Annotated in this window: 22 protein-coding genes and 2 pseudogenes; 4 read left to right on the top strand and 20 right to left on the bottom strand. The window is 67.0% G+C overall.

Annotated elements, in window-relative coordinates; translation table 11 throughout:
* Window positions 1–2 precede the first annotated feature (2 nt).
* Both ABZ444_RS33450 and ABZ444_RS33455 read left to right on the top strand, forming a co-directional pair.
* A complete protein-coding gene (locus ABZ444_RS33450; RefSeq protein WP_358005683.1) occupies window positions 3–410 on the top strand; it encodes an ATP-binding protein in 408 nt (135 codons plus the stop codon).
* A gap of 63 nt (window positions 411–473) precedes the next feature.
* The gene (locus tag ABZ444_RS33455; RefSeq protein ID WP_358005686.1) at window positions 474–836 is read left to right on the top strand and encodes an STAS domain-containing protein; all 363 of its coding nucleotides are present in this window, start codon (window positions 474–476) and stop codon (window positions 834–836) included.
* Between the two features lie 184 nt (window positions 837–1,020).
* Here the strand turns inward: ABZ444_RS33455 and ABZ444_RS33460 are convergent, their stop codons facing one another.
* Window positions 1,021–1,383, bottom strand: a complete 363-nt coding sequence (locus ABZ444_RS33460; protein ID WP_358005689.1) for a hypothetical protein — start codon at window positions 1,381–1,383, stop codon at window positions 1,021–1,023.
* Window positions 1,384–1,412: 29 nt separating this feature from the next.
* On the opposite strand from ABZ444_RS33460, the gene ABZ444_RS33465 reads away from it, so the two are divergent.
* A complete protein-coding gene (locus ABZ444_RS33465) occupies window positions 1,413–1,748 on the top strand; it encodes a helix-turn-helix domain-containing protein (RefSeq protein WP_358005692.1) in 336 nt (111 codons plus the stop codon).
* Here the strand turns inward: ABZ444_RS33465 and ABZ444_RS33470 are convergent.
* Window positions 1,745–2,203, bottom strand: a complete 459-nt coding sequence (locus ABZ444_RS33470) for a hypothetical protein (protein ID WP_358005695.1) — start codon at window positions 2,201–2,203, stop codon at window positions 1,745–1,747. The genes ABZ444_RS33465 and ABZ444_RS33470 overlap by 4 nt on opposite strands.
* Before the next feature lie 438 nt (window positions 2,204–2,641).
* On the opposite strand from ABZ444_RS33470, the pseudogene ABZ444_RS33475 reads away from it, so the two are divergent.
* Window positions 2,642–3,441 (top strand): annotated as a pseudogene (locus ABZ444_RS33475) (IS5 family transposase).
* Between the two features lie 149 nt (window positions 3,442–3,590).
* Here the strand turns inward: ABZ444_RS33475 and ABZ444_RS33480 are convergent.
* The 18 genes and pseudogenes from ABZ444_RS33480 to ABZ444_RS33565 all read right to left on the bottom strand — a co-directional run bounded on the left by ABZ444_RS33480 (window position 3,591) and on the right by ABZ444_RS33565 (window position 23,295).
* Window positions 3,591–5,531: a hypothetical protein gene (locus ABZ444_RS33480; protein WP_358005698.1), complete on the bottom strand. Its 1,941-nt coding sequence runs from the start codon at window positions 5,529–5,531 to the stop codon at window positions 3,591–3,593.
* Between the two features lie 72 nt (window positions 5,532–5,603).
* Window positions 5,604–6,602 (bottom strand): hypothetical protein, encoded by a 999-nt coding sequence (locus ABZ444_RS33485; RefSeq protein WP_358005701.1) that lies wholly within the window; start codon window positions 6,600–6,602, stop codon window positions 5,604–5,606.
* 125 nt (window positions 6,603–6,727) lie between these two features.
* Window positions 6,728–7,132, bottom strand: a complete 405-nt coding sequence (locus ABZ444_RS33490) for a hypothetical protein (protein WP_358005704.1) — start codon at window positions 7,130–7,132, stop codon at window positions 6,728–6,730.
* A 74-nt stretch (window positions 7,133–7,206) separates the two neighbouring features.
* Window positions 7,207–7,899 (bottom strand): annotated as a pseudogene (locus ABZ444_RS33495) (ISL3 family transposase); the annotation flags it as partial.
* Window positions 7,900–8,098: 199 nt separating this feature from the next.
* A complete protein-coding gene (locus ABZ444_RS33500; protein ID WP_358005707.1) occupies window positions 8,099–8,824 on the bottom strand; it encodes a hypothetical protein in 726 nt (241 codons plus the stop codon).
* A 38-nt stretch (window positions 8,825–8,862) separates the two neighbouring features.
* Window positions 8,863–9,051 (bottom strand): hypothetical protein, encoded by a 189-nt coding sequence (locus tag ABZ444_RS33505; RefSeq protein WP_358005709.1) that lies wholly within the window; start codon window positions 9,049–9,051, stop codon window positions 8,863–8,865.
* A gap of 18 nt (window positions 9,052–9,069) precedes the next feature.
* Window positions 9,070–11,253 carry a hypothetical protein gene (locus tag ABZ444_RS33510; protein ID WP_358005711.1) on the bottom strand — a complete coding sequence of 728 codons (2,184 nt, stop codon included), beginning with the start codon at window positions 11,251–11,253 and terminating at the stop codon, window positions 9,070–9,072.
* 50 nt (window positions 11,254–11,303) lie between these two features.
* The gene (locus ABZ444_RS33515; protein ID WP_358005713.1) at window positions 11,304–12,974 is read right to left on the bottom strand and encodes a hypothetical protein; all 1,671 of its coding nucleotides are present in this window, start codon (window positions 12,972–12,974) and stop codon (window positions 11,304–11,306) included.
* A gap of 10 nt (window positions 12,975–12,984) precedes the next feature.
* Window positions 12,985–14,409: an IPT/TIG domain-containing protein gene (locus ABZ444_RS33520; protein WP_358005715.1), complete on the bottom strand. Its 1,425-nt coding sequence runs from the start codon at window positions 14,407–14,409 to the stop codon at window positions 12,985–12,987.
* Between the two features lie 270 nt (window positions 14,410–14,679).
* Window positions 14,680–15,999 carry a DUF4157 domain-containing protein gene (locus ABZ444_RS33525; RefSeq protein WP_358005718.1) on the bottom strand — a complete coding sequence of 440 codons (1,320 nt, stop codon included), beginning with the start codon at window positions 15,997–15,999 and terminating at the stop codon, window positions 14,680–14,682.
* Window positions 16,000–16,003: 4 nt separating this feature from the next.
* On the bottom strand, window positions 16,004–17,908 hold the full coding sequence (locus ABZ444_RS33530) for a phage tail protein (RefSeq protein WP_358005721.1): 1,905 nt from the start codon (window positions 17,906–17,908) through the stop codon (window positions 16,004–16,006).
* Between the two features lies 1 nt (window position 17,909).
* Window positions 17,910–19,475, bottom strand: coding sequence for a baseplate J/gp47 family protein (locus tag ABZ444_RS33535; RefSeq protein ID WP_358005724.1), 1,566 nt, complete (start codon window positions 19,473–19,475; stop codon window positions 17,910–17,912).
* Between the two features lie 24 nt (window positions 19,476–19,499).
* Window positions 19,500–19,835, bottom strand: coding sequence for a GPW/gp25 family protein (locus ABZ444_RS33540; protein ID WP_358005726.1), 336 nt, complete (start codon window positions 19,833–19,835; stop codon window positions 19,500–19,502).
* Window positions 19,832–20,347 (bottom strand): hypothetical protein, encoded by a 516-nt coding sequence (locus ABZ444_RS33545; RefSeq protein ID WP_358005729.1) that lies wholly within the window; start codon window positions 20,345–20,347, stop codon window positions 19,832–19,834. Before ABZ444_RS33545 ends, ABZ444_RS33540 begins: the two co-directional genes overlap by 4 nt.
* A gap of 4 nt (window positions 20,348–20,351) precedes the next feature.
* Complete coding sequence (locus ABZ444_RS33550; RefSeq protein ID WP_358005732.1) at window positions 20,352–20,966, bottom strand: phage baseplate assembly protein V; 615 nt, start codon at window positions 20,964–20,966, stop codon at window positions 20,352–20,354.
* Window positions 20,963–22,114, bottom strand: a complete 1,152-nt coding sequence (locus tag ABZ444_RS33555) for a contractile injection system protein, VgrG/Pvc8 family (protein ID WP_358005735.1) — start codon at window positions 22,112–22,114, stop codon at window positions 20,963–20,965. Before ABZ444_RS33555 ends, ABZ444_RS33550 begins: the two co-directional genes overlap by 4 nt.
* The gene (locus ABZ444_RS33560) at window positions 22,104–22,652 is read right to left on the bottom strand and encodes a hypothetical protein (protein WP_358005738.1); all 549 of its coding nucleotides are present in this window, start codon (window positions 22,650–22,652) and stop codon (window positions 22,104–22,106) included. Before ABZ444_RS33560 ends, ABZ444_RS33555 begins: the two co-directional genes overlap by 11 nt.
* Before the next feature lie 4 nt (window positions 22,653–22,656).
* On the bottom strand, window positions 22,657–23,295 hold the full coding sequence (locus tag ABZ444_RS33565; protein ID WP_358005741.1) for a hypothetical protein: 639 nt from the start codon (window positions 23,293–23,295) through the stop codon (window positions 22,657–22,659).
* Window positions 23,296–23,326 lie beyond the last annotated feature (31 nt).

Below are 23,326 nucleotides of genomic sequence, written 5' to 3' on the forward strand. Positions count from 1 at the left end.
GAGTGCTGCGCTACCCGATCAGCGTCGATCTAGGCCGCCTGCGTGATCTGGTTCGCGCCTACGCCGAGGCCGGCGGGCTGCGTGGGGAGCGGTTGGAGGATCTGGTGCTGGCGGTGAACGAGGCGGTCACCAACGTGCTCGACCACGCTGGCGGCGCCGGCACGCTCACCCTGCGCGCCCGGCCTGGCGCGGTCACCGTGCAGATCGAGGACACCTCCGGTCGGCTGACGCGTGAGCATCTGGACTCCGCCGAGATCGATCCGGCCGCGATGCGCGGATACGGGCTGTGGATCATTCAGCGGTTGTGCGACCGGGTGCACCTGCAGCGCACCGGCCGCGGCGCGCTGCTGACCTTGACCATGCACACCGCGCGTACCTCCGGTCCCGCGAGCAGTCCAGGGTGTTCTTGACGTGCGCAAACACTCTCCCCAGGGCCGATGCGCAAGGCGGACATTCCGGACTACGATGAGTCCGTGATCACCGTGGCCAGTGACGATGTACCGCCCGCGCCGCTGACCTTGACCTCGCGGCTCGTGGACGGCATCGCCGTCATCACCATCAGCGGGTTGCTGGATGCCACCACCCGCGACCAGTTCGCCGACTACCTCGCCCAGGCCGGCCCCGCGCTGATCCTGGACCTGGCCGGGGTGACCTTCATGGACTCGCGCGCCCTGGGGCTCATCGTGCACCACTGGCAGCGCGCCCTCACCGGCGAGGAGAGGTTCGCGCTGATCGGCGCCGACTACGCCCGCGTCAAGGTCATGTGGATCACCGGCCTGGCCCAGCGCATACCCCTCTACGACACCCTGGACCAGGCGCTGGCCGCCCTGGCCTGACCCGCCAGTCAGGCCACCGGAGGGTGCGGGCCGGGCCATACCCTGTGGGCCGGCAAGGGTGCATGATCCCTCTCACCAGGACGGGGAAAGGGGTGAGGTGATGACGCAGGTGCTGCAGGCCGCGGGGCTGGAGGCGGCCGGTGTCGTGCTACGCCGCCAGTACACCGCGATGCGGCTCAGCGGATCAGGCGAGCAGCCTCACCTGCGCATCGAGCAGCAGCAGCTGGGCGGGGTGCGGCTGGACCGGGTGAGTGTTCGGGCGGCGCTGGAGGCCGACTGCGAACCGCTCGGCACACTGTGCTTCGGCCTGCTGCGCTCGGGACAGCTGCGCTACCAGTTCGGGCGAGAAGAGGTGCTGCACCGGACCGGCGAGGTGTTCCTGGCCGCCCAGCCCGACAGACCCTTCCGGACGAGCCTGCGCGATCTGGCCTGCGACGTGGCCGTCCTGGATCCGGTCCTGCTCGGCGACGTGGCTGCCGAGCTCCCTGCCCAGCCCGGTCAGGCTGAGGCCGGCTCCGGCGCCGAGGGGGGTGCGGCTGCCGGCCACCGGCCAGTCTCGCAGGCGGCCGGTGCGTTATGGACGCGCACGTCACCGTCCGCGCCATCCAGCTGGCCTTCCGTCGCCACCTGGACACCACTCCTCTGGGCTACCTGCGCCGGATCCGCCTGTACCACGCCCACGCCGACCCGAGAGCCGCCGACCCAGGACGGGGCGACTCGGTGGCTGCCATCGCCGCCCGCTGGGGTTTCGCCCACCCGGGCCGTTCGCCGCGCTGTACCGGCGCGAGTTCGGCCGCTCCCCCAGTGCCACTTTGCACGGCTGACAATCTGGCGCTCCGGCGTCGACGCCCCAAGGGCTGTTGTTCCATGGCTGGCGCCTTGGGAGAGGGTGCTTTGCCCCGGTCGGGCTAGCGACGGTTGAGGCTGAGCTTGAGTCCTACTTCGTTGCCGAGCCACTGCTTGTAGCGGCCCGCCAGGACGCCGTAGGAGACCGGGCTGCCGTTGGCGGCGGTGACCGTGACGTCGACGCGTTCGACTCGCCATGACTCGTTTGAGTCGTTGCCGGTCTGGTAGCGGATGTAGACGTCGTGCCGGTTGAGGTGCTCGAGAGTGAGGTTGGTGCTGCGGAGGTCGTTCTGTTCGGGGTAGTTCACATTGGCGCCTTCGCCGAAGATGTACTCGTTGTCGCTTTCGGGCTCGAAGGTGTTGATGTCGTCTCGGTTGGCGCGGAACTCGCGTCCTGCGGCACCGAGGAACACCATGTTGGAGCCCTTGGCGGTGGCGTAGTCGTCATCGTCGGGGGCGGTCGCGATGCGGGCGACGATGGAGGTGATGGAGGTGATGGCGGTGGAGTTGGGGGAGGACATTGCCACTCCCCTAACACAGCTACTTTATGTAGTCATATGACTACTCTATGGAGCTTTCCGGAAGTGCCCCTCATAATGCTTGTTGCAAGTGAGGACCCGCTTACTCCCAAGCCACGTCGTTGTGCAGCGGGGCCCATTGCCGCCAACGCGGTCCTGGGCGCCATGAAGGACGACAACCGCCGGGCGCCAGCAGGTCGTGGGACGGGACCGACTCACGCGCTCGCGATGACCTGCCAGTCCCGACCCCGCGACGCCCGAGACCCCGAATTGCCCGGCCATCCCAAGGACACCGTAGAACTGTGCGCTGTCGCCGGTGACTCCGGCTTCGCCGGCAGCGGAGGCGCTTCCGTGAAGTGCTGTCATTCTTTTTTATCCTTCGAAGGGTCTACGTTTTCGACCTGAACTAAGACCGTCACTCATTTGGGGCTTGGTCGTCAGATCGGTCGTGGAGGCGTTCCTTCGACGGTGGTGCCGGATGAGTTGTGGGAGGTGTTCCAGCGGGCGGTGCCGCCGGCGCCGACGCGACCGCAAGGTGGCGGGCGACGGAGGGTCGACGATCGGACGATTCTGGCGACGATCGTGTACGTTGCCACCACCGGGTGCGCCTGACGGCAGTTGCCGCCGGTCTTCGGCGCCTCCTAGCAGACCGTGCATCGCCGCTTCACCGGGTGGAGCACCGCGCGAGTGTGGGCCAAGCTGTACCGGATCCTGCTGGACGAACTCGGCCCCCGCGGCGAGCTGGACTGGTCGCGGTGCGCGATCGACTCGGTCAACGTCCGGGCGGTCAAAGGGGGAGCTGACAGGCCCGAATCCTGTCGATCGCGGCAAGAAAGGGTCTAAGATCCACCCCCGTCACCGAACGCGCCGGTCTGCCGCTGGCTGTCGCGATCAGCACCGCCAACATCCACGACAGCCTGGCGCTGGAACCGCTGGTGCGGTCGATTCCGCCGATCCGTTCCCGCCGCGCACCCCGACGGCGGCGACCCGGCAAGCTCCACGGCGACAAAGGTTACGACTTCCCCCACCTGCGCGCCTTCCTACGCGGCCGGGGCATCCCCCGCATCGCCCGCCGCGGGATCGAGTCCAGTCATCGCCTGGGACGCCACCGCTGGGTCGTGGAGCGCACGGTCCTGGCTGGTCGGCTGCCGCCGCTTACACCGACGCTACGAGCGGACCACTTCGCAGCCTTCGTCGCCATCGCCGCAGCCCCTATTTGCCACCGCCGACTCACCAAATGAGTCATCGTCTAAGGCTGCGGGACTTCCCGCGCCTCCTCCGCCTGGCCCAGTTCCTCCAGCACCTGCATGGCGCCGCTGATGCGCAGGAGCGTCTCCCGGAGAAGCACGTCCTGCCGAACGACGTCGCGCAGCTGCGCCTAGCCAAGCTGCTATTTCTGGTCAGCTCCCCCAGCCGTTCTCGCAACTGATCCATCAGGCCGATCCTCTTTCTCCTCAGCTTCCGCGCGATTATTGATTCCCATGGTCACCGGATATCCATATGTCTCTGGGTAGAGGAGCAGCCCGCGCTCTTCCTCTGGCTTTTCTCTTTCCACCTCGATGGGGTTGGCCAGAGCCCACGGATCCTGACGTACGCCAGTGACCTGCCACGAAACGGTGACGTTCGGCTGGTCGGTGCGTATCGTGAAGGTGTTTTCCCGTACTCCGCCGTCCACGGCGGCCAAAGCAAGCCGACCGATCGGAGTCACCTGAAAACGGTGGTCACGGTTGAGCGCCTCGAAGAAGTCCGGGAGGGTGACCGTGACCTCGCCGTGGTCGTCGGTGACGGCGACACCGGAGTACACGTTCAGCATCTCTGGTGATTCAACAAAGGAGTGCGACAGGTATTTACCAGTCGGGTCGAGCGGATGGTCGATGAGGAACATGCCGCCAGGCTTGCTGAGGGAGCCATAGATTTTACACCCGCCCTCGAGACTCGAAGACCCCACCACCTTGAGATTGGTGTAGTCCAGACATACCTGGCTGTTGAGACCGGCGCCGTAGATGGTGAAGTCATGGCACTCGTAGTGTGCCTTCAACCCACGCACGTCCAGATTTCCCCGTACGCTCAGTCCAGCCATGGCGTCGAGGGAGTCATGCGTGTAAAAAGGGCCTTCCACGTACATGGGGCCTAGTGCGTTCAGGGTGCCCGTGACCTCGAGTCTACCGGCGAGGGAAACCTTGCCAGCGCTGAATCCCGTTTCGCCGGTTTTGATATTTACGCTCAGCAACCAATTCTGCATTGGCTTGCTCCAGATGCCGACAAGGTCGTTGTTCGCCATGCCGATAAAGGCACGACTGGCGTTAGGAGCATCCTGGTAGCACCAGATGCCGGGCGAGGCCTCCAGGGCGCCACGTACGATCAGTCCCGCATCGGCCTTGAGAAGGCTCTGCGCATGGAGAGTGCCTTGGACGTTCAACCCGCCCAGCGCGTTCAGGACGTTGTGGGCGTTCAAGGTGTCGAGCACGTTCAGGAAGCCGCCGACGTTCATGCCCCCGGTGGCCTCGATGGTGGCGCGGGTGGTTAGTTTGCCGGTGAAATCGGCGTCGCCACGGGCGAACAGCGTTGTATGGACCGACACGTTGCCCGTCGCGCCTTCGACGCTGAGCGATCGGCGGGGACTGCCCCCTGAGGTCACGGTGAGGGTGGCGTCACCCTTCGGATCAGCCGCGAACTCGGCCATCACGCGTTGCCCGACCTGAAGGTCGCCTCCGCCGGTTTCGGTGACGGCCCGTAGTTCCAGGCGTCCGGTGGGCAGGCCCACGAGGCGCCGCATGCCTGCCGACAAGGCCGTGATATTGCCGTCGTCCAGTGTGAGCTGCGCCAGCACCACCTGCCGGCCGCCGTCGTGGAAGTCCTTCGCCCGGATCAGACGCATCCACGGCGCGTGCACGAGAACAGGCGGGTCCTCGGGGCTTTCTCGCTGTAGCACTTCGAGCCAGGTGACGGTCAGAAGGTAGTCGCCGGTCACCTTCACGGTCCCGAGCACCACTCCGTCGTCGGCGACGGCGACGGCCGGGATGTCGTCGATCTGATCCGGATCCGCGGCCGGGTCGACGACGGCCGCGCCACCCGGCCGCAGGACGATCAAGCGCCCTTCCGCGTCGATCGCCGCGCCGGGGCTGACCCGCACCCCGCCCGGACCTGGGGCCGCCTGTACGGTCAGACCCGCGGCCACACCCCAGGTGAGACAGGCAGTGTTGCGGACCTGGTCCATGGGCAGGAGATATCGCTGCACGTCCGTGTAACTCTGGGCGTTGCCGGTAGCCCCGACGCGCGGGATGTACAGGTCGTGGTCCCAGTACTCGCTTCGTTTCAACGTGTTGCCCATGAATTCTCCCCGCGGCGTACAGATGAACAGGACACCGGCCCAACCGATGTCAGCGTGCGACGACTCCGCCGCTCATGGCCGGCGGGGGGGACGGATCCGGCGTTCGTCGTGCGGCACGAGCGCGATCACGAGTGGACTGGCCAGAAGGTCTCCGGCGCTCACCGTCGCCTGCTCCCCGCCTGCGGATGGACATGGATCACCCCGCCCTTGTGGACCGAAGGCCTCGTGGTCGGACACCGGGATGGACCGCCGGTTCGACGGCGATCCCCCTGAGAAGCGGAAGAACTGACCGGTGGACACCACCGTCTTGCTCCCGGCCGTCGGGTTGAACCGGACCAACCTGCCCGTTCCGCCGGCGCAGACGGCATCGGTGAGCAGGATCTGGCCGTCGGGCCTGCAGGGAGGATCGAACGTGGTCAGGACGGTCGGCTGCCCGGTGTGCCGATCGACCCTGAGGAGGGCGCGCGGCTTGTCGGGTGACATGCCCGGTTCCACCACGAGGATCATGCCGTCGGCCTCCACCGCGACTCCGGCGAAATCACATCTGCTCTCGGTCAGCACGGTCTTCTCGCCGGTGTCCGGGCGAACTCTGATGAGCTGGCCCTTGCCGTGACCCCAGCAGCGCCAACGGAAGCAGGTGTGCCCGGACAGAGCCTGTGCGGGAGGCTCCAGACTCCCCTCGGCGACCCGCACCACCCAGGAAGGGCGTAGCCGTACGGACGTCTGCGTGCCGATGTCGCCGCGGTTCAGCAGATCCTTGTCCGTCGATCCGTCCACCGTGCTCATCGACACGTCCGGGTAGACGACGTCCTCGCGGATCGGGCCCTGCTCGCGATCCGGTGTCGTCAGTTCGGGAAGTTTCTGCGAGCTGTATTTGAGCTTGGTGAAGTTCCTCACCTCGACGCCGCCCACGAGGCACGTGTCCGACACCGACTTGCCGGCGAGAATCCAGAAGTCGTTGTTCGACTCCGATGCCGGCTGCTCCGCCTCCGGCCGGATCGAGCGGATCTCGAAAACCTTCGATCCGACCGAGATGCCGTCCCCAACATAATTGGAGACGATCGAACGCACCGTGGACGAGGTCGTGCTGCACATTCAGGTCGCGATCATGGACAGGGACGCCCTGCTCACTGTGCGCCCCGATATAACGTCTGCTGAGGCTCTGCTCCAGAACCTCAGACAGTGGCCGGGAAAAGTCAGCCATCGCCCACCCCGGTGAATACTAGGTCATGTGAACAGTCGATCCCCGAGGTGAAGGCCATCTTCTCGCCGAACCGCCTCTTTCCATATCTATCCGCCGGCGCAGCCCAGAACAGCGACCACAGTTGCTGATTCAGCAAGGTCGCACAAAGAGCTCGTAGATCGCGCTCCGGCCCGCCCGGATCACGAGCCCTTCCGCGCGACGAGCTGGTCGCGGCCTCTCGCCACAGCTCGGTCCACTCGATGCCGATCTGCACGACGGTGACGGCGGCGAGCCCCAGATCGAGCAGTTCACCGAAGGGCAGCGTTCCGTCGGCCGGCGCGAGCGCTGCGGCGACCTCCTCGATGACGACGCTGCGCTCGTCCTGGACCGACCCTGTGTTCTCGGGCACGAGGTTCATGCATCCGGCGAGCGTGACGAGCTTCCTGCGCACGTCCTCCAGGCGTTGCGCGACAGGCCGACGCCCTTGCCGAGCAGGTCGTGGATCTGGTGCCAGCGGTCACCAACCTGGATGGCGTCCGGCAGGGCGCGGCGGATCCCTTCGACGTAGGTGCCGGAGCCGTCCCGGCACACGACGTGCACTCCGGGATGAGCGCGCAGCCAGGTCGCCAAGGTGCCGGCGGTGCGGCCGGGCAGGACGTCGATGCGCTCGCGGGTCTCGGCGTTGATCAGTACGGTGGCGCAGCGGCTGCGCCGGCGCAGGGCAAAGTCGTCCACTCCCAATACCCGAGGCGTCGGAAGCTGGGGCAGGTTCAGGCGCAGCAGGATACGCAGTGCGGTATGCCGGGACAGGCACACGGCCGGCGCGGATGAAGCTCGCATGCCGGCGCGTCCGGCCAGCTCGCGGGCCACTGCGCCGATTTGGGAGGCCAGGCGGGGTGTGCGCCGTTGGTAGCGTTCCAGCACGTCGGGCAGTTGTTCGCGGAAGGTCTGACGGCAGCTTCGCGTTGGGCAGACCAGGCGACGGATCCGCACCACCACCAGCACGCGGCGGGCGTCGAGCGGGACATCGGTCAGGCTGCGCTCGTGATGGCCGTGTATGCGGGTTGTCCCGGCTCCGCAGGCCGGGCAGGCGACAGATCCGTTCGGGGTTCGCGCCCGAACCCGAATCTGCTCGCCCTCGTCCGCTACGTCTTCCACCACCAGCGGCGATAGCTCCGAGAACACCGTATGCACAAGCTCATTGACATGCAGCACAACTCAACGTGACGCTACGACACCTTGCGTCACCACCGAATCTGAGACAGAGCCGTTGTTACACTCCCACTTTCCGCAGCGGGTGCGAAGGCGTGCTTCGCCCCCGCTGCGCCGTGGACCGGTTCAAGCCCTCATGTCCTCTGCTTGGAGAGACAAGGCTCGGGAAGTTTCAGCTTTCCAGCGCGGCCACCCGTGCGGTGAGGGCGGCGATCGCCTCGGTCAGACGCTGGACGTCCGCAGCATGTTGTTGCTTCAGGTCAACCATCTGTTGCTGGGCCGCACTGGTGAGAGCCTGTTCCACGGCGGAGATCCGGCCCAGGACGTCGACGTTCTGCACGTTCAGGGCTCCGTTGATTCGGACATCGCCCTGGAACATGCCGGCTGGAGATCCTTGAGCGTAAATCCCAGGACCGTGATCGCTTATCGCGTCGACGCCGCGCCCGCTCGGGACGTTTGAAAAGGCGAGCACGCCGGCTTCGCCGCCGAATGCGAACACCCCGAAGCCTTGCTCATTGAGGCTCTGCCCCCAGACGCCGACGTGTCCTTGGCCGAGCACCCCGACGGCGCTGGGATTCTCGTTGATGCCCTTGACCCCCGCGGCGCCACCTTTCCCCACCCCCAGGACTCCGTGTCCGCTTTCGCCGACACCGAGCACGCCGGAGCCCGTCACACCGGAGCTGTGCCCCATCACTCCCGCGCCGTTGTCGGTCCGGCTTCTGCCATTCACCCCGTTGTGGCCTTGGCCGGACACGCCGTCGCCGCCGTTCTCGTTGACCCCCGCGACGCCCGAGGCCCCGGATTGCCCGGCCATCCCAAGGACACCGTGGAACTGTGCGCTGTCGCCGGTGACTCCGGCTTCATCGAGGGCTGAGGTGCTTCCGTGAAGCGCTGTCATTATTCTTCCTTCCGGACATACGAATCCGAGCACCAGGGCTAAGGCTGCGGGACTTCCCGCGCCTCCTCCGCCTGGCACAGTTCCTCCAGCACCTGCATGGCGCCGCTGATGCGCAGGAGCGTCTCCCGAAGAAGCGCGTCCTGCCGAACGACGTCGCGCAGCTGCGCCTCGCCGATCTGATATTCCTGGGTCAGCTCCCCCAGCCGTTCCCGCAACTGGTCTATCACGTCGATTTCCTTTCTGAATTACCTGCCGACGTCCACCGGATCCATGATTCTCATGCTCGCCGCATATCCGCATTCCTCTGGGTAAAGGAACAATCCTCGTTCTCCCTCCGGCTTTTCCCTTTCCACAACGACAGGATGGGCCATTGCCCACGGATCCTGCCGTACGCCGGTCACCTGCCACGAGACCCTGACGTTCGGCTGATCGGTGCGTATCGTGAAGGCGTTGTTCCGCACCCCGTCGTCCACGGCGGCCAGGGCGAGCCGGCCGATCGGGGTGACCTGGAACCGGTGATCGCGATTGAGCGTCTCGAAGAAGTCGGGCAGGGGGACGGTGACCACGCCCTGGTCGTCGGTGACGGCGACGCCGGAGTACACGTTGAGCATGTCGGGTGACTCGACGAATGAATGCGACAGGTATTTGCCGCCCGGGTCGAGCGGATGGTCGATGGTGAAGGTGCCACCAGGCTTGTCCACGGAACCCCGGACCGTGAGCCCGCCCTCGAGACTCGAGGCCCCCACCACCCGGAGCGTGTTCTGGACGTACAGCCTGGACCCATGAACCCGCACGTCGTCAGAACCGAAATAGGCCAGGGAACCGCGGACGTCGATGCCGTCGGCGATGAAGGCGCCTCCCTCGACTTGAATGTTGTTCTGGAAATAGGCCTTGACGCCGCGGACGTCGAGATTGCCTGTGATGAATACCTCGCCGCCGCCGGCGAAGGTGGCTTCGCCGGTGTTGAGGTCGATGACCAGCGGCCATTGGCCGGTGGGGCCGCTGTACAGGCCCCACGCGTTGTCGTTGTACATGCCGATGAAGGCACGGTCGACGTTGGGGCCGTCCTGGAAGAACCAGAGTCCGGCCGAGGCGTCCCCGGCCTGCCGTACCCGCATGCGCCGGAAGACGTCCAGACCGTGCGCAGTCAACCCGGCATTTGCATTCACAGCCGCCTGCGCGTTCAGCACACCAAACGCGTTGAAAGTTTTATGAGCATTCAAGACGCCCTGAGCATCAAGTACGCCCTGAACATTCAGCGGCCCCCTGGCATCCAGCTTGTTCCCCACGATGACCTGACTGCCGTCAAGACGGGTCTCACCGTTTGCCACATTGATGCGCAACGGCCACCCGTACATCACCTGACACCAGACACCCACCGTGTTGTCATCGGCCATGCCCACGAAAGCACGGTCGGCGTTGGGACCGTCCTGGAAGAACGAGACACCCGCATTGGCGAGCCCGTCCTGCCGCACCTGCGTGAACCCGCGCACCGACAGACCGTATGCCTGCAATCCGCCACGGGCAGTCACAGGCGCCTGCGCGTTCACCGCGCCGTACGTGTTCAGCGGACCACGGACGTTCAGCGCCCCCATGGCCTCGGTGGTGGCCCGGGCGGTCAGAGTGCCGGTGATTTCGGCGTTGCCCTGAGCGCGAAGCGTCGAGTGGACCACCAGGTCGCCCGTGGTGCCCTCGATGGCAAGCGGGTGACGGAGGTGGCCCCCCGAAGTCAGGGTGAGGACGACGGAGCCTTCCGGGTCAGCCGCGAACTCGGCCATCACACGTTGTCTGACCCGAGGTGCGCCTCCGGCGGTCTCCGTGACGGCACGTAGTTCCAGGCGGCCGGTGGGCAGGCCCGCGAGACGGCGCCTGCTCCCGGACAAGGTCACGACCCTGCCGTCGTCCAGCGTGAGCAGCGCCAGCACCACCTGCGTGCCGTCGTCGTCGAAGTCCTTCGCGTCGATCAGACGGATCCATGGCGCATGCACGAGGACGGGCGGGTTCTCGGGGCTTTCCTGCTGCAGCACTTCGAGCCAGGTGACGGTCAGGAGGCGGTCACCGGACACCTTGGCCGTTCCGAGCACCACTCCGTCGTCGGCGACGGGCACGGTCAGAATGTCGTCGATCTGATCCGGGTCCGCGGCCGGGTCGACGACGGCCGCGCCACCCGCCCGCAGGACGATCACGTGGCCTTCCCCGTCGATCGCCGTGCCCGGACTGATCCTCACCCCTCCCGGGCCTCCGGGCGCCTGTACGGCCAGCCCGACGGCCACGCCCCAGGTGAGACAGGCGGTGTTGCGGATCTGGTCCATGGGCAGCAGATATCGCTGCACGTCCGTGTAACTCTGGGCGTTGCCGGTGGCGCCGAGGCGCGGCATGTACAGGTCGTGATCCCAGTACTCGCTCCGTTTCAACGTGTTCTCGTCCATGAATTCCCATCGCGGCGTAGAGAGGAACGGGACACCGGCCGAAACCGATGTCAGCGAGTGACGGTCGCGCCGCTCATGACCGGCGAGAGGGCACGGGCCCGGCGATCGCCGGGTGGCACGAGTGTGATCATGAGCGGACTGACCAGAAGCCCCCCGGCGCTCACCGTCGTCTGTTCTCCGGTCTGCGGATGGACGCGGACTACCCCGCCCTTGTGGCCGAACGCCTCGTGGTCGGAGACCAGAATCGAACCTGTGGATTCGACGGCGATCCCCCACGGAGCGCGGAAGAGCTGACCGGTGGACACCACCGTCTTGTTCATGGTCGTGGGGTTGAACCGGATCAAGCTGCCCGTTCCGTCGGCGGAGAGGGCGTCGGTGATCAGGATCTGGCCGTCGGGCTCCACGGCCAGCCCGACCGGCCTGCAGGGCGGATCGAAAGTGGTCAGGACGGTCGGTTGCCCGGTGTGCCGATCGACCCTGAGGAGGTCGCGCGGCTTGTCAGGTGACATGCCCTGTTCCACGACGAGAATCGTGCCGTCGGCCTCCAGCGCCAGTCCGGCGAAATCACATCTGCTCTCGGTCAGTACAGTCTTCTCGCCGGTGTCCGGACGGACTCTGACGAGCTCGCCCTTGCCGTGGCCCCTGCGTCCGGTGTGGGTGAGGAGAATCTGGCCGTCGTCCTCGATGGCCAGCCCCACGTGGAATCTGCCCAGTGGGTCGCCGGAGGCCACGACCGAGTGCTGTCCCGTCGTCAGGTCCAGCCGGACGAGCTCGTTCTCGCGGAGGACCAGAATCGTTCCCTCTGCCTCGATGGCCACGCCGGAGGGTCCGGCGATTTGCCGGCCGCCGAACAACCTCACCTGCTGTCCCGTCGTCGGGTCCACCCTGATGACCGCGCCCGCGGAATCCCCGTCCACTCCGGCTGTGTCTCGGTCGGCGAGCAGGATCGTGCCGGGGGGCAGCAGGGTGACAGCCGTCAGCGCGACCCGGTGATTGTGCCCGGCGGTCGTCTTCGCCTTCGTGTCGTTGCTGGTGGCGTCGTAGACGGCGTGAACAGTGGCGGGCCCGGGCGCACCGGTGAAGGTCACGTCCAAGTTGGCGCAGGCGTTGGGTTTGAGGCTCGTCGGCACGCTGGTGAGGACGAAACCCGGGCCCGGCTTGAATCCCTCGCTGTCTCCGATCGTGAGAGTCCCGGTGCCACGATTGACGACCTGGACGCTCCGCGTGACCTCCTGTCCGACGTCGGCCGCGAAGTCGAGCGCGAGCGGCAGGTCGATCCACGGGTGCCGGCTGTCGTCCTTCCGTTCGGCGACCACCCAGACGAAGCCACGTGCCGTCGCCTCGTTGTTCACCAGCTGGAGCTGCCATTTGGCAATAGGGACAAGGATGGTGACCCGGACCAGGTAGACGTCATCGGCCTCCGCGGTCATCTTCGCGTTCGCCGCCTGAGGTGAACCCGGTGGCCCGTTGAGGATCACGACCGGCGTTGGCGAGATCGGCACCTCCACGAGCTCCCCGGTGTCGGCCTTCAGCCGGACCGTCGGGTGCGGTGGCCCCGAAGGACCACAACCGTCGCCCACCTTGACGATCCTGATCCACATGTCCCTGTGCCCCGTTGCCGGATCAGCCGTGGACTGTTCGGTGAACTCCAGCAGCGAGGTTGCCGCCCCCGCCTCCAGGTGTTCCGGGGCAGCTTGTCCCTTGGGATAGACCTCGACCACATCATCCTCCTCAGTGGGACACGACGGTGAAAGTGTCGTCACTCACCGCGGAGCCGACGCAGGTGATGACACGGATCCGTTGGGCTCCCACGGCTTGGGGCGGCACCGTGGCAACGATGAGCTCGTCGTCGACGCTGACTACCTCTGCGGCCAACATGCCGAAGAACACCGAGACGGGTGGCGCGTCGAAGTGCCTTCCCGACAGGTACACGCGGTCGCCCGCCCTGCCCGTGTCAGGAGTGAACTGGGCACCGGAGGCGGCGAACTCCGGAGCCGTGCCTGCGTTGAAGGGCTCCCTCGTGGTGGCGACACCACCGGCCGTGGCGACGTTGATGGGCACCTGTCCGAGCAGACCGTCGGGGACCTTCACCACCAGGCCCTCCGGTATGACTCGGACGATCTCCGCAATGGCGTTCGTTCCGAACCACACCGCTGATGTGACGTCGAAGTTCGTGCCGTACAGGGTGACGTCGACGTCCTTGCCGCCAGATCGCGGAGTGAACTCGATCGCACCGGCCGTGAACTCCGGGCGTTCGCCACCATTTTTGAAGGAGAAGACCGCGTCGCTGGTCACCGAACCGCCGGCCGTCTCGATGGTCACGTGCGTTGGTCGTTGTTGGAGTGGCTTCCCAATGCGAATCTGGATGGTGGTCGCAGCGGTCGAGCGGACTTCCACAGGATCCGAGCCGAAGAAGACCTTGACCATGTCCTCTGCATAGACATTGAAGTTGCGTCCGTGCAACGTCACGTCCGCGTTGAGGCCGCCGAATACCGGATCGAGCTGGTTGAGCGGGTTGGGGTCGAAGTACGGCCTCAGCAGGAGCCTTTCCATCAGGTCGAGCTGGCGTTGGACTTCGGTGAGAGGCAGGATGAGCTGCCGAACATCCGTGATCATTTGCGATTCGATCGCGGGATTGCCCGACTTGCGCCGCAGCAGCGCCAGCGGAAGGTAGGTGTGCCCGGGCTCAGCCGGTGCGGGAGGCTCCGCCTTCCCCTCGGCGACCCGCACCACCCAGGAAGGGCGAAGCCGTACGGACGTCTGTGTGCCGATGTCGCCGCGGTTCAGCAGATCCTTGTCCGTCGTTCCGTCCACCGTGCTCATCGACACGTCCAGGTAGACGACGTCCTCGCGGATCGGGCCCTGTTCGCGATCCGGTGTCGTCAGTTCGGGAAGTTTCTGCGAGCTGTATTTGAGCTTGGTGAAGTTCCTCACCTCGACGCCGCCCACAAGGCACGTGTCCGACACCGACTTTCCGGCGAGGATCCAGAAGTCGTTGTCCGACTCCGATTCCAGCTGCTCCGGGTCAGGCGGGATCGAGCGGATCTCGAAAACCTTCGACCCCACTGAAATGCCGTCGCCGACATAACTCGAGACGATCGAACGCACCGTGGACGAGACGAGGTCGTGCTGGAGGTTCAGATCGCGGTCGAGCACGGGAACACCTTGCTCGACGTGCGCCCCGACATAGCCTTTGCTGAGGCTCTGCCCCAGAACCTCAGACGGTGGCCGGGAAAAGTCAGCCATCCCTCACCCCGGTGAATACTAGGTCACGTGAACAGTCGATCCCCGAGGTGAAGGCCCATCTTCTCGCCGAACCGCCTCTTCCATATCTATCCGCCGGCGGGCCCCTGAACAGCGACCGCACGCTGCTTATTCGGCAAGGTCACACAAAGAGCTCGTAAATCGCGCTCCGGGCCGCCCGGATCACGCGCCCTCCTGTGCGGCCAACTCGTCGGCCTGCCGCCACAGGTCGTTCCACTCGATGGCGATCTGCGCGACGGTGACCACGGCGAGCCCCAGGTCGAGCAGTTCACCGAAGGGCAGCGGCCCGTCGGCCAGCGCGAGCGCCGCCGCCGCGGCCGCGCGCACCGCGAACCGCTTGATCACCACGGCCCAGAAATGCCGCCAAACCGCCTTGCCCGCGATCACCCTCACGGCTGCGGTGACGCCCGCCGCTGCGGCCCCCGCGATGACCAGCCGCCGTCGTCTGGCCTCCTGCCTGAGGTTCTCGCGCTCCTTGTCTCGAGCGTCCTGGGTGACCGTCATGGGCAGCGGCAGCAGCCTGTAGAGGTGGTAGCCGAGCAGCCCGGGAAGGCACCAGTCGAACCAGATGGCGACGGGCCCTGCGAGTATGACGCGGCCGGGGAAGATGGACGCGTCAATACCGCTGACGACGTCGACGCCTATCCCCTTACGCCAGGCGACCTGCTTGTCATCCATGGCGGTGGCCTGCTCCAGGTAGTTGCTGAGCTGGAACTCGCCATCGACCAGGCACGCCTTGGAAGCCGGCTTGATCTCAGCGATGGACAGCACCCTGTTCCGGATCACGGCCAGGTCGGGGAAACCCATTCCGGCTCGGCCGCCGAGAGGCTGGGGCGGTATCACTGTTTTCGGCGCACCGCACAACCCTTCCGTACGTCTGGGCCTGTCGGACGCGCCGGGGATGCCGATGCTGAGTGCTCCCTTCACGGTCAGCGCGAAGAGCTTCTGGATGGCTTGGTGCACGGCGATCCCGGTCATGGGATTGATGCTCGGCGGGTCCTGGGTGGGGCAGTGGTAGCGGCGTACCCGCGGCTGGTGGTCGCGGTCGTTCTGGACGACATGGGCCAGTTCATGTGCCAGCAGCCGCCGGCCCTTGGGGGTGTGCGGCTGGTAGGCGCCCTCACGGAAGAAGATCTGCCGTCCGACCGTGACGGCCTGCGCGTGCATCGTCCTGGCGAAGCCGGCGGCGGCGCCGTCGGTGTGCAGCCTTACGCCGGCGAAGTCGTGGCCGAAGGCCCGGCCGAAGCCGGCCAGGTCGTTGGCGCGCTGCCCGTTCTGGCCGGCCATCACCCGCTCGGCCGCCAGATCGGCCGCCACTTCGTCGGCGTCGTACGGCTTGCTGACGGTCCACTTCTCGGGCGCGGCGAGCAGCCCGCCGTCGGCGTACCTCCGCACGTCGAAGCCGCTGCTACAGCCGCACTTCTCATCGATGGGCTCCGGCCCGTCGGTGCACCGTCCGACTCTGGTGACGTAAGTGAACATGTCGCTACTCCGTCCAGATGAAGACCGGGCGGGTGGTCACCGGCACGAAGTCGGCAAGCACCCTGCCCAGCCGGGTGACGATCTCGGCGGCCTGGTCGGGATCGACGGCGCGAGGCGGTGTGAGAAACACCCCGATGGTGTCGTCGGCGATCCGGTCCGCGTTGGTGCGCCCGTTGTCGTACAGGTACGTCTGGAAGTCAGCGAAGCTGCCGCGCAGGGCGAGTTTGGCCTTCGCCGTGGTGTCGACGGTGGTCGTCCCGGCGTAGCGGTGGTCCAGGGTGCGGGTCGCGCCGAACACGGCGCTGGAGCGTTCCACGCTCTGGTTGGAGCGATAGAGCAGGAGCGTGCCGTCGGCGCCGAGGTCCACCGGCAGGGGGGCGCGGCGCGTCGCCGGGCTCGATCCGACCTGCTCGGCCTCGCCCCAGTCGGTGGTCAGGGTGTTGCGGCTGATCGACCAGCCGCCGTGGCGGGTCGTGCTCCAGAACAGCTCGATGCCTCCCTTGATCGCCCGCGCGGCGGGCTGGCGATCATGGTCGTGACCGGTCTTGGGCAGGTGGTACACCGGCGACCACTCGTCGGCGGACAGGTCGAGGCTGCGGTACGCCACGCTCGACCAGGTCCGCCCGGCCGCGTCGGTGTCCCGGTACGTCCAGAACAGCCACAGCCGATCGTCGGTCATGAGCGCGAAGAGGTCGTCCAGGTCATCTCCGGCGGTGAGAAGGCCCGGCTCGGACAGCTCCCAGTCCGCGCCGTCGTGCCTGTTGTAGCGGATCCCGTCCGGCTCCAGCCAGAACAGCCACACGCCGCCGGCCGCGTCGCTCACCGCGGCGGGTCGGTGCCGGTCCGTCCGCTGGTCCATGAACACCTGTGGTGGCGTCCAGGTGCCGTCGCTGCGCTTGCTGAACGACAGGTACCGGCCGCGGTAGACCGGGTCGTAGCTCTCCCAGAACAGCCACAACGTCGCCCGCTGCCTGGCGACCGCCGGGTGCTGATCCATGCCGTGCCACTCCACGACCGGCCGGCTCGCCTCCCACTGGCCGTCGCGCAGGCGCTTGGCCCACAGATCCCAGCCTCCCCGGCGATACGTGTGGTAGAAGACCAGCACCGAGCCGTCGGGCTCGCGCACTGCCGCCGGACGACCGTCGTAGGCGAAGTTGACCGACGTCAGCCCGGGCTCCAGCCACTGGCCCGCGCCGTCCCTGCGCGCCGACCACAGGTTCAGCCGCTCCGGCTGGTTGGTACGCGCCACGTTGTGGGTGAACTCCTTGGTACGGCCCGTCCACCTGGTCACCCGCGCCACCGTGGCATCGAGCGCCGCGATGGTGCCGATCGTCTGGTAGAGGCGGGCCGCCTGGCGGACCTCGTTGCGCTGGGTGGCCACCGGCGCGCTTCGGTCGGTCGGCCACCCGATCCACTGCGCCAGCAGGGGAAGCAGGGCCCCGTCCACCCGTCGCAGGTCCTTCACCGACAACATGGCCGTGGCGATGCTGTAGAGCCGGTCGAGTTCGCTGCCCGGCAGGTCGAGGAAGCGCCGCAGGTAGCGGTGCTCGGCGTCGTAGCGGTGGTAGAGGGCGGGCAGCAGGTCGTACATCTGCTGCGCGAAGTCGTAGCGGGACAGGGCCATCGCGGAGATCTTGTTGCCCGGGTCCGGCTCGTACGATCGCCGGCCTCCGTCGAAGGGGAACAACGTGTAGTAGTAGACGGTCTCGCCGTGCAGGCCGCAGTCGGTGACGGCGGTGAGGCCGAGCCCCTCGGCGATGAGTTCCCCGTCGGACGGGCTCGTCGGGTGGGTGTCGCGGCGGCGCATGACCCGCACTCCCGTCAGGCGATCCGGCTCCGGGGTGCGCCAGGCGAGGTCGATGCGGTTGCCGCTGGAGTGCGGGGTGGCGGTGAGGTCGAGCAGCCGCATGTCAGGACCTTTCCCGCTCGACGATCTTGACGTTGATCCCGGTGGCATAGGCGGGATCGGAGGGGATGACCGGAATCTCGTTGGCGCCCAGTTCGATCTTGCCGTGCGACTCGATCGCGTCAGCGGTCCTGCCGCCCGGCGCGAGCGGGTCGCCGCGCCTGAACTCGGTGATGCTGACGTAGAGCACGCCGGCGGCGTTCTGGATCTCCTCGTAGAACCTGCTGAGGTAGAGGGACTGGGCGAAGTCCACGTGCTCGAAGGCCAGCAGGCCGGCGGCCGCCCGACGTACCCGTTCGAGCACCTCCGCGCCGGCGTACGAGCTCTCGACGCCGATATCGGCGCTCACGTAAAAGGGGACGTAGTCGACATCGACCACCTCGACGATCTGATTGATCATGCGCTTGTCCTCGAGGTAACCGAGCAGCCCTTCTTCCAGCACGTCACTGACCTTGCCGCCGCCCTCGGGCGCCACGCACAGCGTGACCCGGTTCGAGCCGGTCGGCACGGCTCGTACCTTGGCCACGCCCTTGAATCGCAGCGCGAGCGCCTTGTAGTCGCCGACGGTCACCGCGCGCCCCAGCGAGCGGAAGACGGCGGGCGCGTGACGGACGGCGTGCTCGATGCTCTCGCGTTCCGCCCCGCCGCCGCCGGGCTGCGGATTGGTGACCTTCGCTCCCAGGCCGTCCAGCTGCGGCGCCGCGACAATGGTGTCGATCTCACCGGCGATCACGTTGCCCGCGAGGCCGCCTCCGACGCGATAGGTGGCCAGCACGACCGCTCCGGCGGGCGGGACCCTGCCGAGCAGGCCATCGCCGAACAGCACGGTGGCCCGGTCCTCGGTGTCGATCTCCATGACGTAGTCAGGTTGGTCGGCTTGGCTGAAGGCCAGGGTCTCGCGCGCGGTCCACTGCTCTGTTCTGCCTCCCAGCCTTGTCTGGATCAGCAGGTCTCCCGCCGTCTGCGGGCGTCTGATCAGTCTCGGGTGGGTCAGAGGGAAGTGCTGGTTCGCCGTGCCGTCGGAGGTGCCGAGGTGCTCCTCCGAGATGAGCCGGCCCTCTTCGACCGGGACACCGACGAACACCTTGCGCAGGGTGCGCCGGTCGGGCCGGATGGCTCCGAAGTCGATGACCAGCGGGGCTTGCCGAGTGTATTCGAAGCGAAGGCTGGGCCGGTCGCCGCGGCCACGGGTGGCGAAGGCGTCGCCTCTGAAGAGCGTGACGGTGTCATCGACCGTCCCCGGCACGCTGACGCTGAGCACGGCCGCGGCAGGAGCAGCGGTGCCCAGTTCGTAGCCGATCAGGCGCAGGTGGTCGATGACGCTGCGCCGGGTACGCGCTGTGCTCAGGAAACTCTCGTTGGCCACCCGGTCCTGGTAGTAGCTGAGGATGTCGCCCATGTGAGCGAACAGCTCCAGCAGCACGTTGCCGAGATCGGCCTCGTTGGCGAAGTCCTTCCACTGGTGCAGGCGGTCCGGGATGAGGGCGCGCATGGACGACAGCAGGGACTCGTAGTCCCGTGCCAGATAATCGACGGCGGGCCTGCCGCCCGCCTGCCTGATGGTGGCCATGTGCGCCCTACCCGTCCCTCCAGATCAGCTGAAGTGGACCTGGACGGCTCGCCGGCTCAGATCTTTGCGGCGAACGTAGTCGATTTCCACATGCAGCATCTCCTCTTGCCCCTGCACGTCCACCGCCGACACCATGAGCTCGTCACCCAGCCAGCGGGTGAGGGCCTGGGCGATGGTGAACTCCACAGCGGCCGCCGTGATCGGGTTGTTGGGATCGAAGACGAGGTTGAACAGACCACAGCCGAACTCCGGCTGATTTACCCGCTCCCCGGGCGCGGTGAACAGCACTTGTACGATCTTTGTCCGCAGGTCGGCATCGTCATCGAACGTTGGCGCGAGGTTGCCGAGCGGCAGGCTCATGGCTTGCTCCCGCTGCCGTCGTCCGTGCACGTGACGTAGGACTGGCCGCGGGCGCTCACCTTCGACCCCGCCGGGGCCCCGATCCCGCTGCACGTGTCGATCAGGTCTCCGTCGAGCAGGACCTTGACACCGCCGATGGTCAGCAGGGCACTGCCGGCGGCCGCGTTGGGCACCCCGGTGCCCAGCGGGGCGTCGCTGATGGTGAGCGTGGCCGGAACGGGCGGGGGTGCCGGCGGCACGAACGCGCCGCCCTGCGGTCCCGCGTGCCGTCCCGCCGGCGCGGTCTGCCCCGGGTCCAGCGTGCTGCGGCTGGTGACCAGGGCGACGGGGACGCCGGCGATGGTGACGAGGTCGCTGACTTGATCGGTGATCGCACCGACGTAGTCGAACGCACCGACACCGATGTACGGGACGGTGGGCGGCGGCGGGGCCGGGTTGGTCGCCTGCCCCGTCACGTTGTGCTGGTCGGTGCCACGCACCGGGTCGTGTTTGACGACGACTGGCCTGCCCATCGACTCAACCCCGCGCCACGTCGAGGGCCGAACAGATGATCTTCACCGGCTGTCCCTCGGCGTTGATGGTGAGGGGGGTCTTCGCGACGAGATTCATCGCGCTGGAGGTCAGCTCGACGGCGTTGCCCTTCGTGTCGGTGATCTTTATGCCGTCGTCGTCCATCGTGATCGTGTGGCCCTTGCCCCCCTCCCGCAGGATGACCGACTCCTTGCCGTCGGCGTCCTCGAACTCGAGAGTGTGCCCTTTGACCGTGCTGATGATCTTCCGGGTCGGGCGAGGTCCCGCTGTGGCCGGTTCTGGGATGTCGCCCTTGTTCCAGTAGACGCCGACCCAGATGGGGAACTCCAGGTCGCCTTCCTCGAACTCCGCCCACACGTGGGCTTCCCGCTCCGGTACGAACACGATGCCCTGGTCGGCCGCTCCCCCGTAGGGCAGGCAGGGGGTCGCCCAGCCGGTGACTGCGTCTGGGCCGAGGACGCTGGGAACCTTGAGCTTGAGGCGGCCGAGCCCTGCCGGGTCCTCGTTGTCCACCACGATGGCCCGGTACTTGCCGTAGAAGCGACGCTCGGCCTGTTCCACCAGGCCCGCCACGATGTTCTTCATCTCGGTTTCCGTCATCTTGTCCCCCCGATCAGGGCGGCCATCGGGCCGCCCGTTGTGAACTGTTCCTTGCCGGTGAGTTTCAGGCCGTTGCGCCTGATCTTGAAGGCCTGCACGTAGCCGTCACCCGTGAAGCTGTGCGTGACATGCGTGACGTAGTAGACCCCGCTGTGGGCCTCACCGATGCCCTTGATCGTCACAGTTCCCCGCGGGAGGAGCACGCTGCCGTAGCAGCCGGCCATGACCTCGCCCTCTCCCGTGACGAACCATTCCGCCTCGTCCTGCAGGCTCTGGCACAGTGCCGTCATCTCCTGCAGGCCGGTGGTCACCACGTGCCCGACGTGGAGCACGCCCGGCCGGTCGGTGACGCGTCTGGCGCCCAGCGCCGGCAGGTGGCCGGGTTGGGCCTTGGCCTCGATGATGTCGCCGCTGAAACGGTCGACCTGGTTCATGCTCACCCCGGTGGGAGCGAGCGCCTGAGCCTGCAGTCTCAAGGTGCTGAGGTTGGTCTCCGGTCCGAAGTGCGCGGCGAGCACCGGCTGCGGAGGCGCGTCGGTCGCCGGCGGGCCGAAGTGGCCCACGTCGCCGTCCACGTAGCAGTCGAACCCGTTGCGCTGCGCCAGTCGACGGAGCAGCCGGATGTCGCTCTCCCGCTGGACGATGGTCGAGATCTCCTCCTCGTGCACCACGTCGGTGCGGGTGATCCGTGGAGTGAGCCCGTACTCGCCGAACACCTCGGTGGCGATGTCGCTGTCGCGCTTGTTGGGCCAGGCCCGGAGCCGGTCGCCGCGGTCCATGAGCACGCTCGCGTCCATCCCCCACACCTCCAGGCGGCAGTCGTTCAGCTCGGCCCCGAAGGAAGGGCGGAGATGCGTGATGTAGCCGGAGATCAGCCGCCGTGCGTCGTCCTCGAGACCGGCGGTGATGACGACCTTGCGCCACAGCGCGAGGCGGTCGTCGTCCAGGTGGGGCCAGGTACCGTCAGGACGTGGCGGCAGCGCCAGCGTCAGGCGGAACATCGCCGCCAGCCGGTCGTCCAGCTCGACCTCCAGGCTGATCAGGTCCTGGTAGAGGGCCTCGATCTCCGCGCCGTCGAATTCGACGCGGAGGCTGTCGTGCTTCATCGGCACCCGCAGGGTGACGCCGGGCGACGGCTCATGAGCCACCGCCTGCCGGCTCGGCCGCCGCCGGGATGAAGATGGACGCGCCAAGCCTGGTCCGTTCGGCGGGGATCCCGACGGTGAATCCGGCCGCACAGATCACGTCGGCGACCCCTTCCGCGTCGACGTCGAGCCGGTTGTGCCTGACGAGCAGGGCCGTGTTCCGCGGAGGTCCGAGGTCGTCGATCACGGCGACGTCCGCCACGCCCACGGTGTCCGCGAGCAGCCGCAACGTTCGCGCCCAGGGCGGGCCGGTACGTGGCTCGGAGACGGGGAAAAAGGTGGTGACCAGCGGTTCCCTGCCCAGCAGGGTGAGCGGGGAGAGGTAGTCGGGATTGGCGTCGCAGATGCGCCAGTACTGCAGCGGCTGACCGTAGTAGGCGAAGGCGAGCTGGTCGAGCCGATCACCCGCCTTGATCACGTGAGTGAGCACGGCGGGGGCCTCGGGCAGCGACCGCAGGCCTGCCGCGACCGCTGCCTCTCCCCGCGCGTCCGCGACCACCTCTTCGGGTACCGCCCGATAGCGCGACAGGTTGCTGAACATAGACTCACCCCGGGATGACGACGTGCTGGAGGTCGGTGATGTTGGCCAGGTTGAGCACGGACATCGCCTCCGTCATGGCCTTCGTGTACGTGTAAGGCACGTTCTTGCCCTCGATCACGGTCATGCTGATGGCCACCGTGGCTCTGATCGGGTTCAGGTCCGTGCTGAACTCGGTCTCGGTGATGTTCATGGAGTTGATGTTCACCGGCAGGATCCGCTTGCGGCCGAAGATGAACAGGAGCAGTGGCGGATTGGCCGAGCGGGTGAAACTGAACCCCTGTGCCGCCTTGCCGAGCAGCAACTCGGCGGCGCCTGCGAGCAGGCTTTCCTCCTTCGGCTGCACCATCAGCTCCAACGTCGCGAGCTGCGGCGCGATACCGAACTGCTCTGCGATGGTGTCGCGCTCGTCGAGCCTGTCCGTGGCGTCCAGCCGCAGGTCGATGCCGATCGTCTGCTCCTCCACCGTGACGACCTGCTCCTTCTGCAGGGCCAGGAGATCGGAGTTCTGCCGGTGGAACCCCCGCTGGGTGGTCGCGGTCGCTCCCTTCGGAAGGGTGTAGCCGAGCGACCTGTTACGAGTGAGCTGCTCCGGGTTGAACTGGAACACCACGAACAGCGGCGGAAGGCTCAGCCCGAACTCCATGAGAGCGCCACGCAGAATCTTCGGCTTGCCA

It is taken from the genome of Nonomuraea sp. NPDC005730 (genome assembly GCF_040630865.1).
In the GTDB taxonomy this organism is placed as follows: domain Bacteria; phylum Actinomycetota; class Actinomycetes; order Streptosporangiales; family Streptosporangiaceae; genus Nonomuraea.

Excerpts from the sequence above, each read along its gene's own strand:
- ABZ444_RS33550 (WP_358005732.1), bottom strand. The coding sequence starts at position 20,966 with ATGACGGAAACCGAGATGAAGAACATCGTGGCGGGCCTGGTGGAACAG.
- ABZ444_RS33545 (WP_358005729.1), bottom strand. The coding sequence starts at position 20,347 with ATGGGCAGGCCAGTCGTCGTCAAACACGACCCGGTGCGTGGCACCGAC.
- ABZ444_RS33490 (WP_358005704.1), bottom strand. The coding sequence starts at position 7,132 with ATGAACCTCGTGCCCGAGAACACAGGGTCGGTCCAGGACGAGCGCAGC.
- ABZ444_RS33540 (WP_358005726.1), bottom strand. The coding sequence starts at position 19,835 with ATGAGCCTGCCGCTCGGCAACCTCGCGCCAACGTTCGATGACGATGCC.
- ABZ444_RS33525 (WP_358005718.1), bottom strand. The coding sequence starts at position 15,999 with ATGTTCACTTACGTCACCAGAGTCGGACGGTGCACCGACGGGCCGGAG.
- ABZ444_RS33510 (WP_358005711.1), bottom strand. The coding sequence starts at position 11,253 with ATGGACGAGAACACGTTGAAACGGAGCGAGTACTGGGATCACGACCTG.
- ABZ444_RS33535 (WP_358005724.1), bottom strand. The coding sequence starts at position 19,475 with ATGGCCACCATCAGGCAGGCGGGCGGCAGGCCCGCCGTCGATTATCTG.
- ABZ444_RS33470 (WP_358005695.1), bottom strand. The coding sequence starts at position 2,203 with ATGTCCTCCCCCAACTCCACCGCCATCACCTCCATCACCTCCATCGTC.
- ABZ444_RS33480 (WP_358005698.1), bottom strand. The coding sequence starts at position 5,531 with ATGGGCAACACGTTGAAACGAAGCGAGTACTGGGACCACGACCTGTAC.
- ABZ444_RS33560 (WP_358005738.1), bottom strand. The coding sequence starts at position 22,652 with ATGTTCAGCAACCTGTCGCGCTATCGGGCGGTACCCGAAGAGGTGGTC.
- ABZ444_RS33530 (WP_358005721.1), bottom strand. The coding sequence starts at position 17,908 with ATGCGGCTGCTCGACCTCACCGCCACCCCGCACTCCAGCGGCAACCGC.
- ABZ444_RS33465 (WP_358005692.1), top strand. The coding sequence starts at position 1,413 with ATGGACGCGCACGTCACCGTCCGCGCCATCCAGCTGGCCTTCCGTCGC.
- ABZ444_RS33500 (WP_358005707.1), bottom strand. The coding sequence starts at position 8,824 with ATGACAGCGCTTCACGGAAGCACCTCAGCCCTCGATGAAGCCGGAGTC.
- ABZ444_RS33565 (WP_358005741.1), bottom strand. The coding sequence starts at position 23,295 with ATGGAGTTCGGGCTGAGCCTTCCGCCGCTGTTCGTGGTGTTCCAGTTC.